We start from the raw sequence: 11,680 nt of genomic DNA, 5'->3' as shown, positions 1-11,680 counted from the left end.
GTCGACGTGGAGCGCGAGACCATCGAGGATGTGGCCGAGTCCTTCCTGCAGGACAACGAGCTGCTGTAACGCTTTTTCTTCGATAACACCCTCTGTTCGTAGGCCGATGCTTGGCATCGGCCTACGACGCATGTTTGCGCGAAAAGGAAACCCCATGAAGCCAATACTTCCGACTCTTGCCCTGCTCACAGCAGGCCTGACATCCAGCCTGGCCGCCGCCGAGTCCATTACGGTGGGCGGCAAGAACTTTACCGAGCAGCTGATCATGGCCTCCATGACCAGCCAGTACCTGGAGGCCCATGGCTACGAGGTGGAGGAACGCTCGGGCATGGGCACTGCCTTGCTTCGCCGGGCTCAGGAGAGCGGCCAGGTCGATCTCTACTGAGAGTACACCGGCACCTCGCTGATCAGCTACAACGGCGTGGAGGAGAAGCTGTCGCCGGAAGAGACGTACGAGCGCGTCAAGGAAATGGACGGCGAAAAAGGCCTGGTGTGGCTCGATCCCTCAGAGGCCAACAATACCTACGCCCTGGCCATGCGCCGAGACCAGGCCGAGGAGCTGGGCATCGACAGCATCTCCGACCTCGCCTCGACCATCAACGACGGTCATGAGATGACCCTGGCCTCCAACGCGACCTTCTATTCCCGGAACGATGGCCTGAGGCCGATGCAGGAGACCTACGGCTTCGAGTTCGGTCGCCGCAACGTCTCACGCATGGACCAGGGCCTTACGCTCACCGCGCTACTCGACGATGCCACCATGGCCGAGCTAAATGCCCGGGTGGATGTCGAGAGACAGTCGGTTGAGGAAGTCGCCGAGGCATTTCTGAAAACGCACGAGCTCCTGTAACCCGACCAAGGCGGATGGCATAATGCCGGCCAAGCGAGTCAGACCGAAAGGCCGCCCGCGGGCGGCCTTTCCGCGTACCAGGAGCCAAGCGATGCACTACCAGAACCGGCTGCCGGTGGGCGCCGCTCAGATCAATGCCTCTCTGGGCGATATCAACCTCAACCTGGAACGCCACCTCGAGGTGATTGCCGAGGCCCGGGAGCGCCAGCTGGCGTTGCTGGTGTTTCCTGAGCTCTCGCTGACGGGCTACGGGCTGGGCAGCGGCGTGATGCAGGTGACCATGCCGCTGGAAGACCCGCGCCTCGCCCGGCTGGCCCGGGCCGCCGGCGAGATGCAGACGGTGGTGGGCTTCGTCGAGGAGGCAAGCCCCGGCGAGTATTACAACGCCCTGGCCATCCTCCAGTACGGCGAGATCGTCGCGGTGCACCGCAAGCTCAACCTGCCGACTTACGGCGGGCTTGAAGAAGGCAAATGGTTCACCCACGGCAATGCACTAACTCATACAACCGTACGCCCCGGCTGGTCGGCCACGCAGCTGATCTGTGCCGATCTGTGGAATCCTGCGCTGGTGCATGCCGCCCTGCTGCCCCGCCCCACCGTGCTCTGCGCGCCGATCAATTCGGCCAGCGGCATCGTCAGCGAGGCGTTCTCCAACGAGCACAACTGGGCACTCAACGTGCACTTCTACGCCATGACCTATGGCACCCCGGTGATCATGGCCAACCGCTACGGCAGCGAGGGCGAGAGCCACTTCTGGGGCGGCTCGCGCATCCTGGGGCCGCGCGGTGAACTGCTGGCCGAGGCCGAGGATCGCGAGATGCTGATTACTGCCGAGCTCTCGCGCACCGCCATCGCCAAGGCACGCTTCGAGCTGCCGACCCACCGCGACGCCGACACGCCGCTGATCCGCGAGCTGATGGCGGGCTATCGCTGATTCGTGCTTGTAGGATACCGCACCAATCACTCACCCGGTGGCACGGGAACAGCGGCGCGCCGAGGTCGAACAGGTGGCCATTTTTAAGCAAAGCGAAGAAAACACGATCCATGTGACGCGCGTGGTTAGCTGCGCCTGTATACCTGCTTTCGGTGACCAACCTTCACTACCGTGACAACCAGATGTTCATCCATTACCTCGTAAATGATGCGGTATACGCCCTGTCGAACTCGATAACGTTCTTGCCCTGAAAGCTTTTCGCTACCGACAGGACGAGGATCCTCTTGCAACGCTTCCAAACGCTGCAGGATACGAACGACATCCTTTTTGGGGATTGACCGAAGATCCTTTGAGACAGACTTTCTGAAGACAAGGTTATATTTTGCCATGCTTCTTCAAATCGTCCAGCAAGGATTCATAGCTTATCGTCGGTTCGGAGACTCGTTCTTCGAACGCTGCCAAATCTTCCTGATCTTCAGCCAGTGCCTCACGAACGGCATCATTGACAATGTCGGAGAGGCTACGGTTTGTGTGGGCCGCCTTCAGACGAAGCGCGGCATGCAACTGAGGGTCAAAGTAAACCGTTGAACGCTTTGATGTCTCACTCATGACATTCTCCCATTATCACACCGCAAGACATTATGGCATCAAAGCGTCAAAGCGTCAAAGCGCCGGACTCCTTCTTGGCCGCTGTAACTGAGTGCAGCATCGTATTCCGTCAACGGCCGCTGGCCTCAGAACTCCCGACCCAGCAGTGCCTCGCTGAAGGGATAGCGGCTGAGCTTTTCGATACCGGTCTCGGTGACCAGGACCTCCTCCTCGAGCTTGACGCCGTCGGCGCCGCCGACTTCGCCGATATAGCTTTCCACCGAGACCACCATGCCTGGCTCCAGCTCACCATCCTTGGAGAAGCGGTCGAAATCCATGTGGTGGGCGACCAGCGGCGTCTCGCCATGCATGCCGACACCGTGGATGATCGAGGGGTAACGGCGATCGAGGAAGCGCTCGGGAATCTTCCAGGCGCGTTCGGCGATCTCGCGATAGCTTATCCCGGGCTTGAGAATCGCCATGTTGTGATGCACCTGCTCATAGGCCATCTGATACAGGCTCTGCTGGTAGCCGGTCGGCTTGCCCGGCCCGACGTGGAAGGTACGCGAAAAATCGGAATAGTAGCCGTGGCAACCGATGGTGTCGGTATCCAGCGCGACCAGTTCGCCGGGTCGAATCACCCGATCGCTGGCCTCGTTGAACCAGGGATTGGTGCGCGGCCCGGATGAGAGCAGACGGGTTTCGATGAACTCGCCGCCCTGCTTGATCACGTTGCCATACATGATCGCGAACAGGTCATTCTCGGTGAGCCCCGGCTTGATCGCCGCTTCCACTTCCGCCACTGCCGCTTCGCTGCCCGCCATCGATTGTGCCAGGCAGGCGACCTCTTCCGGCGTCTTGATGCGACGACAATGCAGGGTGTCCTGCATACAGTCGAACACGTCCAGGCCCTGGGCCTCGAGTGAGCGCGCCAGGTTCAACATGCAGCGGTCGAGACCGACCTTGCGGTTGCCCTTGCCGTGCGCATTGATCAATTCGGCAATCTCGATGCCGAAGGGGTCGGACGACAGGTTGTCACGCTGGTTGACGGCGGACCACACCACCTTGGAGGTGCGCGCCTCATCGATCGTCTCGAGCCAGGTCGATATGTGAGCGCTGCCCGGGTACTCGAACAGGATGATCGGGCCGTCGAGCGGCACGTAGATATATCGAGAGGAATTGCGCAGGAAGTAGCCGAACATGTTGCGCGAACCGGTGGCGTAGCGCTGGTTGTTGGGGTCGAAGAGAACCACCGCCGCATAGCCTTGCTCGGCCATCATGTTGCGTAGGCGCTCCAGACGTCCGGCACGCAGCTGCTTGGGATCGAAGGCCGTGGGAATGCTGTCGCCGTTGGCCATCGGGGCGGAGGGGACCACGGGGATGCTGTCCGGCTCACGATCGGACAGCTGCTCGAATTCTACTGAGTTCATTGAGGGTTTCGCCTTAATCCTGGAGGTTGTCGCTGCGCTGCATGCCGTCCTTGAGCAGTTGCTCGTGGATCGGTGCCATGCGCCCGAAGATGCGCTTGGCCCGCTCGGGACGACCGATGAAACCGGGCTCCTTGGCGTAGGCGAAGATCACCGTATGGCGCTCGCGGTCGCCCTCGACGGGCGTGACGCGGTGCAGTGAATAGCGTCCGAAGAAGATCTGGAGATCGCCCGGTTGCAGATCCAGCGACTTGATCGTCGAACGATCGCCATCGATCACCCGCTCGACCTCGTCGAAGTTCTCGCCTTCGGGGCTGCGAATACCCGGCGAGTATTCGAAACGCCCGCCGCCCTTGGCCTGCTTGGTCATCATGGTGACGATGAACTCGTTGGTATCGTAGTGCCATGGGTGCTGGCAACCTTCACGCAGCACGTTGATCACCAGGGCCGCCAGGGGATCAGCGTATTCATGAATTTCGTCCATGCCCACCACGGTGGAGATGAAACGCTGGAATTCGGGGCTTTTGTAGATCTGGCGAATGATCGTGCTATCGTCGATACGATCGCCGGCAACGAAGCCGTTGGTGCGATCGCCGAAGCGATTCTTGGGGTGGGTGGGCGGCAGCGAGGCATCGCCATCGGAATTGTAGGGGTTGGTCTCGTTCTGGTTGTAGTGTGCTTCGGGCGACAGACGCACGGTTTCACCCTCCAGGCGCTCCAGCGCCTCTTCGGGCACGAAACGCTTGAGCACGATACAGCCATCGACCGCCAGCTGACGGCGGCACTCTTCCACCAGCTCGCGGCCCTGGGCCCCTTGCAGTGAGGTAATTGGGTAACGCTAGAGATTGATGAGCCCGTCCAGCGAACGTGCCCGATCGTCAGTGACATCTTTTGCGGAGCCCTCAGCTTTTAACGAGGAGCCCTCAGCTTGTAGCGACATGGATTCGACACCTGAACAGATAAAAAATCATAACGTATGGGCAGCGTAGCCGGGGATGATTGATCATAGAAATGAATGGTTGATATGCAAATCATTTCGAGAAATCATAGATTATGGATACCGAACTTCTTCGAGCTTTCGTTGCGGTGGCCGAGTGCGAGGGTTTCAGCGCGGCGGGCAAGATCATTAACCGCACCCAATCCGCCATCAGCCTTCAGATCAAGCGGCTGGAAGACAGGATGGGCGAATCGCTATTCAAACGCACGAGCCGCAGCGTGTTGCTGACCCCGGCAGGCGGCCGGCTGCTGCCTTATGCACGACAGATCTTGAAGCTTCAGGATGAGGCCCAGCGCCTGCTGGGCGCCGAACGGCAAGGCGAACTCATACGCCTGGGCATCTCCGAGGAGCAGGCCACTGCCTACCTGCCCGAGCTATTGCCCCGCATGGCCGACCTGTTTCCCGAGGTACGCATCCAGATCACCTGTGATATCAGTGGCACGCTGGTCGGTCGCTTCCAGGAAGGGTTGTTGGATGCGGTGCTCGCCGTCCGCCACGCGCCCACCCAGACAGGGCAGCTTCTCGGCCGCGAGCCAATGGTGTGGATCGCGGCCGATGACACGCGGCTCGATCAATGGGACAGCCTGCCCTTGGCGCTCAATCCCGAGGGCTGCATCTTTCGCGCTCACGCCTTCGCCGCCCTGGGACGCACGAACCGCCAGTGGGACGTCTGCTATACCAGCCCATCGCCCACCGCCATCAACATTGCCGTGCAGGCGGGACTGGCCCTGACCGTTAAGACTCCCCGCAGCGTGCCGGCGGGGTGCCGGATCGTGGGCGCGAATGAAGGCTTGCCGGAGCTCGAGTATGTAGAGATCGAGCTGCATCGAACCCCGGGGCAGATGGGTGAAGCCTTCACTACCTTCTGTGACACGCTGACCGAGATAGTGACGCATGCGGATTCGCTGAAGAGCGTCGATCTGATGTCTTGAGGCTTGCCGCCTGGTGTCAGCAACGCCTCGATAGTTCAGTCGTTCTTTATATTCCGTAGCATCTTGTCATTCCAATAGTAGTTTCTTGCCATTCCAATAGACGCTTATATTTCCAGTAGTTCTTTGGCGTCGTGCTTTTCCAGCGCCATGACCAGCGCGTGAATATGCGCGGCACGCGCCTGGCCGATGGCGGGTACGGCGAGGGCGTGGAACTTGCGCGCGAGCTCGTCGTCGCTGAACGGAGCGTCGGGATTGCCGCGGGCCTGGCAGTCGCGGCTGTGGCGTTGGCTGCCGTCACTCAGCTGCAGACTGACCCGCGCCCAGCGCTCGGCGGGGAAACGGGCGTTGAAGTCGTCGCTCTCGGCGAGTTCCACGCGCTGAGCCAGTGCCTGGACCTGGGGCTTCCCAAGCGCGCCGGTGACACCATGCACGTCGACCGTGCCGTAGGCCACGGCACAGGCCACGGCCCAGGGCAGGCTGTACTGGGCCTGTTCGGTGGTGGTGGGCTGACTGACGTGAAGTCGCTTGGCTTCATGGAAGGTGGTGACGGTGATGCGTTCGACCGCTTCCGGGTCGATGACATCGGCCATGAGAGTGAGTACGGCCTCTACCGCGGGCTGCGCCCAGCGACACACCGGGTATTCCTTGACGTACTGCTCGAAGAGATACCAACGCTGGCCAAGGTCTGCCCAGTGCGGTGCGCACTCGGCCCCGGTGACGGTGACCGCCGGGGCGCCGGTGAAGCCGTCCTGGGCCAGCAGGGCCGCGGCGACGCCGGCCTGGGCGCCCCATCCCGAGCCGTCCTTGACCATGGTGGGATGGTCGATGCAGCGCATCATCTGGCTGCGCGGGCCATAGAATTCGGCGATTCCCAGGGCCTCATGCAGTTGCTGGCGGTCGAGACGCAGCAGCTTGCCGATCACTGCCGCCACGCCAGGGCATTCCAGGCACCGGAGGTGTGGTAGTCGCAGGCGCTGGCATGCAGCGCGATACCCGCGCGGGTGGCGACCTCATAGCCCAACACTAGCAACCCGAGGAAGGCACGACCGGAGAGTCGTTTCATTTCCGGCAGCGCCAGCAGCGCCGGGACCAGTGCCACGCCACAATGCCCCTTGGTCAGGACCTGGCCGTCATGCGCATCGAGAGCATCGATCATCCAGGCGCCATGCAGGGCAACGCCGGTGGCCGAGGCCGTGCCGCTGGCAAACAGCAGTGGCTGGTTGCCGCCATGCTGGCTGATCACGTAGCGTCGGGCGTGGTTCGCCAGCGGCGTGCGGCTGGCGCCGGCGGCAACGCCCAGGGTGTCGAGCAGGCAGCGCTTGGCCTGGGACAACTGCCGCTCATCCAGCGCCTCCGGGTCGAAATCGAGTATCCAGTCCAGCGGCGATGCGAGCGTGTCGGAAGCGTTCATGTCGGATGTCGTCCATTACGGGTGGTGGATGACGCCAGGCCGGCGTGCGTGGTAAGAGAGGGCCTCGTGTGTCTCGACTGCCTGATGAGGAAACCTGCCGTGAACCAGCCCGTTACGCGTTATCGTGTCGCCGCCGCTCAGATGAACTGCCAGCTTGGCGATGTCGAGGCGAATCTGCCGGTGCACCGAGCGTTGATTGACGAGGCGATCGCCCAGGGGGCCGAGGTGCTGGTGTTTCCCGAGCTGTCGCTGACCGGTTACGACCTGGGGTCGCGCGTGGCGGAGGTAGCGATGACCGCCGACGATCCGCGTCTGCTGGCGCTGGCGAGTCAGGCCGGGGCGATGCTGACGGTGATCGGCTTCGTCGAGCGCGTGGGGCGCGGCGAGTACGCCAATGCGGCGGCCTGCCTGCAGCACGGCGAGGTGGTGGCGGTGCATCGCAAGCTCAATCTTTGCACCTATGGCCAGCACGAAGAAGGCAAGGTGTTCAGCAAGGGCCAGCGCCTGACCCAGGTTGCCAGCGGTGAGCTGGCGTGTGGCGTGATGATCTGCGCCGATCTGTGGAACCCGGGCCTGGTGCATGCCGCGATGCTCGAGCGCCCCGATGTGATCCTCACCCCGATCAACGCCGCCAGCGGCATGGTCGACGGCGACTTCGACGATGAAGGCAACTGGCTCATCTGCCTGCGCTTCTACGCCATGATGTACGGCACGCCGTTGGTGATGGCCCATCGCTACGGGGCCGAGGGCGAGTCGTGGTTCTGGGGTGGCAGCTGCATCGTTGGCGCCGACGGTCGTGTACTGGCCCGCGCCGATGAGGGCACCGGGGTGATCTCGGCTGATCTGGATACCACCGAGATCGCGGCCGCCCGCTTCGCCATGCCGACCCATCGTGATGCCGATACCCCGCTGGTGGCATCGCTGCTGGCGCGACGGGTCGATCACGAGCGCGACGGGGGCTGATTCACACATGGTGACGGCGGCGCCGGGTGATCCAGCGCCGGTCCATGAAGCGTTCGCCGTTCTCGAATGCCTGGAGGCGTGCTTCGAGATAGAACCAGTGGCTATCGCAGCGCAGTTCGGCCCAGGTCTCGGTATGCGCCTGCCAGTCGTCGCGTCGGAACGCCTGCACCCAACTCTTGCTCATGCGGGCGCTCTCGGGGCGCTTCGGGTCGATATGGTAGCGCTCGTCGGCGCTGGCGGTGTTGATCAGGACGTGGTCGTAGGTCACCTCGCCGAAGTCATCGACGATCTCGTGGCGGGTCATGCCGCCGGCCAGTTCGTCGATGACATCGCGGCGATGGGTGCCGGTACGGGTCTGCCGACTCTGCAGGGGCCCGGGATGCACGGCGGGCTCGAAGCGCACCAGGGGCTCGACGTCCGGAGCGTGGCGCACAGGCAGCGAGAGCCGCGAGGCGGCGGGATGCAGCGAGAGGGTGACCGCTCTGGGGCTCGGCCACACCAGCGGCCAGTAGGCGGTGGTCACCGAGAGTCGCAGGCGGTGGCCAGGCTTGAAACGATGGCAAGCCTGGTTGAGCAGCACCTCGACGTCGAGCGGCGTGTCGGTCGGCACCGCGCTGGGACTCTGGTGACTGTCGCGATGGCAGAGGTTGAGCACGCCATAGCTGACCCGTTGGGAGACGCCTTCCGGTGACACATCGCACAGCCGCACGATCAGATTGGCCTGGGGCTGGTCGACGCTGACACGCACGCTCAGCCGCGGCCGACCGAGCAGGGTGAGGGTGCTCTCCAGGGGGGTACTGTCGAAGCAGAGCGAATTGGCATCGTCCTTGCGCTGGTCGCCGGCGATCTCGGGGCCGCTGCAATGGGGGATGTACTCGCCGCACTGGCGGCCGTTGTCGGCCGGCGCCTGGAGCTTGAGCGTCGAGGTATCGATGGCGTCGGCCTGCGCAGGACCCTCGCTCAAACGTCCGTGGCCGAGGGCATAGTCGGCATTGCTGACGTTGGGGCTCGGCCAGGCGTGCTCACCCAGCCAGTGGCCGGGCGTGTGCAGGCTGTGCGGGTCGGCGCCGGAGAATTCCTGGCAGTAAACCCGATAACGCGGCTCGTCCATGATGCCGGTCGCCTTGCCCTTGAGCCAGTGATCCCACCAGCGTAGCGCTTCCTGCAGGAAGCCGATCGTGGGGCCCGGCATGGCCAGATGCGGGTAGGCATGCGGCCAGGGGCCGACGATGCCGAGTCGCGGACCGCTGGCGTGTTCCATCAGCTCGGCGACGAAGTTGACGTAGGCGTCGGCCCAGCCGGTGACGGCGAGAATCGGCGTCTTGAGTTTGCCGTAATCCTCGCACACCGAGCCATGGCGCCAGTAAGCGTCGCGGGTCTGGTGATCGAACCAGTTTTCGGCCACGAAGGGTTGGTGCGCCAGGCGGTGGCGCCACTGTTCCCACCAGTCGTCGCGCAGCGCCGGGTCGGGCGGGCGAGACATGAAAGACAGCGAGGTGGCGGCCCAACCGAAGTTCTCGTTGAGCACGCAGCCGCCCTTGTAGTGGACGTCGTCGTGATAGCGATCGACGGTGGCGCCGACGGCGATGATCGCCTTGAGCGCCTCGGGCTGGCGGGCAGCGACCTGCAGTGAGTTGAAGCCGCCCCAGGAGATTCCCATCATGCCGACCTGGCCGCTGCACCATGGCTGCGCGGCGATCCAGGCGATGGCGGCGATGGCGGCGATGGCGGCGATCAGGTCGTCCTGCTCGTGGGTGAGATATTCGTCGTCGAGCACACCATCGGACTCGCCGCTGCCGCGCAGGTCGATACGCAGCGCGGCATAGCCGTGTCCGGCGAAGTAGGGGTGCATGCGCTCGTCGTCGATGCTGGTGGCATCACGCTTGCGGTAGGGAATGCACTCGATGATCGCCGGCACCGGAGGGCCTTCGGCTGGACGCCATAGCCTGGCGGCCAGCCGTGTGCCGTCAGGCAGGGGAATCCACAGGTTGGGCTCTTCGACGACCCGCTGGGGGAATTCGACCACTTCCCGGCTATCAGGCTGGGCACCGCTGGGGAACATCGGGTACTGCCTCCTTCCCGTTCGTTAACGCTGCGAAAAAGGCGACGGTTGTGCCGTCGCCTTGCGTGAGAGAAATGCTTACGAGCCTCAGTCCACGAGGCCCTGCTCCTGAAGATAGTCGGTCGCCACACGCTCGATTTCCTGACCATCGACGTCGACCCGGCTATTGAGATCGATCAGCAGGTCGTCATCGAGGGTCGCCGCCATGGCATTGAGCACACCCTCCAGGTCGGGATGTTCTTGCAGGGTCTCTTCCCTCACCACCGGGGCCAGGGAGTAGACCGGGAAGAATGACTGATCGTCCTCCAGCACCCGGAAGTTGAAGGCTCCGTTGCGGCCATCGGTCGCGAAGACCAGGGCGACGTCGACATTTTCATCCCGCAGGGCGTTGTAGGTCAGCCCGGAATCCATGCGGCGAACGCGCTCGCGCGGGAATTCGAACCCGTAGGCTTCCTGCAGCGGGCGAAGACCGTCGTCGCGAGCATAGAACTCGGCATTGGAGGCCAGCACCAGCTCCTCGCCGGCATTCAGGGCGTCGGCCAGGTCACTCATGGTGGCGATACCGCGTGCCTCGGCGTCATCCTCGCGCATGGCCAACGCGTAGGTGTTGTTGGTGTCCGTGGGGTCGAGCCACACCAGGCCCTTCTCGGCATCGAGTTCCTTGGCGATGCGATAGGTTTCTTCGGCGTTGTCGGGCTTCTCCTGATCATTGAACAGGATCACCGAGTTGCCGGTATATTCCCAGTAGAGGTCAACCTGGCCGTTCTCCTGGGCCTGGCGCAGCACGGACCGTACCGAGGCCTGAGCGCTCATCCACGGTGTAGCCGTGGTGCTCGAGCAACTGAGCGGTGGCCGACGTCAGAATCAGATGTTCTGTGTAATTCAGGCCGCCTACCACGATCTCATCGGCTTGCACGCTGCCGATGGCGCTCGTGACGGCGACCACGGAAAACAGCATCGTTCTGGAAAAACGTTTCATGCTCGACTTCAGTCGTGAGTATTGATATTGTATCGATAATTGTAAGAGGCCGGATGATAGATTAAGCCACATAGAGTTGCCCTCTGTTGGCAGCGCGTGACCTCATTGCCCAGTTCGTACAGGAGCAGCGAGATGTCGTCGCATAGGAAGATATCGACCTGATCGATGAACTGAAAGACGCCGGCATGACCGTCACCACGCTCAGTGACGAGCCCCCTGCTAGAGCCCCAGTCTGGGGCACCGAACAAGCCGAGCGGAAGCATTCCGACGGTAGTGGTTAACCGACCATTGCCGATACCCGATGGGTCATCATCCCCCTCTTTCAGCCTAGATGGCACATGAAATATGACCCGGCTCTTGGATAAAACTCCGTGTCGCCCCATCATCTCGATCTCTCAGGCACATGAACCCGATACCCTTCAACGAAGCCGTCATCATGACCTCCCTTGCGCCACTTCCACACTGCCAAAAAAACCACCCCGCCGGCCCGAGAAGGGCAGCGGGGTGTGGCGAGGAGACAGGTTAGAGGGTCGGCCG

At 62.7% G+C, this 11,680-nt stretch carries 10 protein-coding genes and 3 pseudogenes; 5 read left to right on the top strand and 8 right to left on the bottom strand.

The features are described from left to right. Positions 1-28: 28 nt before the first annotated feature. The 3 genes and pseudogenes from ACESMD_RS03880 to ACESMD_RS03870 form a co-directional block, all read left to right on the top strand. Positions 29-718 (top strand): annotated as a pseudogene (locus ACESMD_RS03880) (glycine betaine ABC transporter substrate-binding protein); the annotation flags it as partial. Next, the gene (locus ACESMD_RS03875) at positions 716-850 is read left to right on the top strand and encodes a glycine betaine ABC transporter substrate-binding protein (protein WP_372610499.1); all 135 of its coding nucleotides are present in this window, start codon (positions 716-718) and stop codon (positions 848-850) included. The pseudogene ACESMD_RS03880 and the gene ACESMD_RS03875, both read left to right, overlap by 3 nt. Positions 851-941: 91 nt before the next feature. Continuing rightward, positions 942-1,784, top strand: coding sequence for a nitrilase-related carbon-nitrogen hydrolase (locus tag ACESMD_RS03870; RefSeq protein ID WP_372610495.1), 843 nt, complete (start codon positions 942-944; stop codon positions 1,782-1,784). Between the two features lie 125 nt (positions 1,785-1,909). Here ACESMD_RS03870 and ACESMD_RS03865 read toward each other — a convergent pair whose 3' ends face one another. The 4 genes from ACESMD_RS03865 to ACESMD_RS03850 form a co-directional block, all read right to left on the bottom strand. Beyond that, on the bottom strand, positions 1,910-2,173 hold the full coding sequence (locus ACESMD_RS03865; RefSeq protein ID WP_372610493.1) for a type II toxin-antitoxin system RelE/ParE family toxin: 264 nt from the start codon (positions 2,171-2,173) through the stop codon (positions 1,910-1,912). Next, a complete protein-coding gene (locus ACESMD_RS03860; RefSeq protein WP_372610491.1) occupies positions 2,160-2,393 on the bottom strand; it encodes a hypothetical protein in 234 nt (77 codons plus the stop codon). Before ACESMD_RS03860 ends, ACESMD_RS03865 begins: the two co-directional genes overlap by 14 nt. Before the next feature lie 125 nt (positions 2,394-2,518). After that, positions 2,519-3,802: a M24 family metallopeptidase gene (locus ACESMD_RS03855; RefSeq protein WP_372610489.1), complete on the bottom strand. Its 1,284-nt coding sequence runs from the start codon at positions 3,800-3,802 to the stop codon at positions 2,519-2,521. A 13-nt stretch (positions 3,803-3,815) separates the two neighbouring features. Continuing rightward, entirely contained in the window at positions 3,816-4,592 is a 777-nt protein-coding gene (locus ACESMD_RS03850; RefSeq protein ID WP_372610487.1) for a hypothetical protein, read from the bottom strand. Between the two features lie 260 nt (positions 4,593-4,852). Here ACESMD_RS03850 and ACESMD_RS03845 point away from each other — a divergent pair, with 260 nt between their 5' ends. Next, entirely contained in the window at positions 4,853-5,728 is an 876-nt protein-coding gene (locus tag ACESMD_RS03845) for a LysR family transcriptional regulator (RefSeq protein WP_372610485.1), read from the top strand. A gap of 104 nt (positions 5,729-5,832) precedes the next feature. Here the strand turns inward: ACESMD_RS03845 and ACESMD_RS03840 are convergent, their stop codons facing one another. Together ACESMD_RS03840 and ACESMD_RS03835 are read right to left on the bottom strand one after the other, a co-directional pair. Beyond that, a complete protein-coding gene (locus ACESMD_RS03840) occupies positions 5,833-6,318 on the bottom strand; it encodes a hypothetical protein (RefSeq protein WP_372610497.1) in 486 nt (161 codons plus the stop codon). Positions 6,319-6,507: 189 nt separating this feature from the next. Further along, a pseudogene (locus ACESMD_RS03835) lies at positions 6,508-7,139 on the bottom strand (MmgE/PrpD family protein); the annotation flags it as partial. Between the two features lie 99 nt (positions 7,140-7,238). Here ACESMD_RS03835 and ACESMD_RS03830 point away from each other — a divergent pair. Further along, positions 7,239-8,102 carry a nitrilase-related carbon-nitrogen hydrolase gene (locus ACESMD_RS03830; RefSeq protein WP_372610483.1) on the top strand — a complete coding sequence of 288 codons (864 nt, stop codon included), beginning with the start codon at positions 7,239-7,241 and terminating at the stop codon, positions 8,100-8,102. 1 nt (position 8,103) lies between these two features. Here the strand turns inward: ACESMD_RS03830 and ACESMD_RS03825 are convergent, their stop codons facing one another. Further along, entirely contained in the window at positions 8,104-10,164 is a 2,061-nt protein-coding gene (locus ACESMD_RS03825; protein WP_372610481.1) for a CocE/NonD family hydrolase, read from the bottom strand. A gap of 87 nt (positions 10,165-10,251) precedes the next feature. After that, a pseudogene (locus ACESMD_RS03820) lies at positions 10,252-11,122 on the bottom strand (glycine betaine ABC transporter substrate-binding protein). Positions 11,123-11,680 lie beyond the last annotated feature (558 nt).

This window comes from Halomonas sp., from assembly GCF_041689495.1.
In the GTDB taxonomy this organism is placed as follows: Bacteria; Pseudomonadota; Gammaproteobacteria; order Pseudomonadales; family Halomonadaceae; genus Halomonas.
The sequence above is the reverse complement of the archived record's forward strand: the minus strand, read 5'-3'. Positions and strand labels throughout refer to the sequence as shown.

Coding starts and splice junctions, on each gene's coding strand:
- ACESMD_RS03860 (WP_372610491.1), bottom strand. CDS start 2,393: ATGAGTGAGACATCAAAGCGTTCAACGGTTTACTTTGACCCTCAGTTG.
- ACESMD_RS03870 (WP_372610495.1), top strand. CDS start 942: ATGCACTACCAGAACCGGCTGCCGGTGGGCGCCGCTCAGATCAATGCC.
- ACESMD_RS03845 (WP_372610485.1), top strand. CDS start 4,853: ATGGATACCGAACTTCTTCGAGCTTTCGTTGCGGTGGCCGAGTGCGAG.
- ACESMD_RS03840 (WP_372610497.1), bottom strand. CDS start 6,318: ATGGCCGATGTCATCGACCCGGAAGCGGTCGAACGCATCACCGTCACC.
- ACESMD_RS03865 (WP_372610493.1), bottom strand. CDS start 2,173: ATGGCAAAATATAACCTTGTCTTCAGAAAGTCTGTCTCAAAGGATCTT.
- ACESMD_RS03855 (WP_372610489.1), bottom strand. CDS start 3,802: ATGAACTCAGTAGAATTCGAGCAGCTGTCCGATCGTGAGCCGGACAGC.
- ACESMD_RS03875 (WP_372610499.1), top strand. CDS start 716: ATGGACCAGGGCCTTACGCTCACCGCGCTACTCGACGATGCCACCATG.
- ACESMD_RS03825 (WP_372610481.1), bottom strand. CDS start 10,164: ATGTTCCCCAGCGGTGCCCAGCCTGATAGCCGGGAAGTGGTCGAATTC.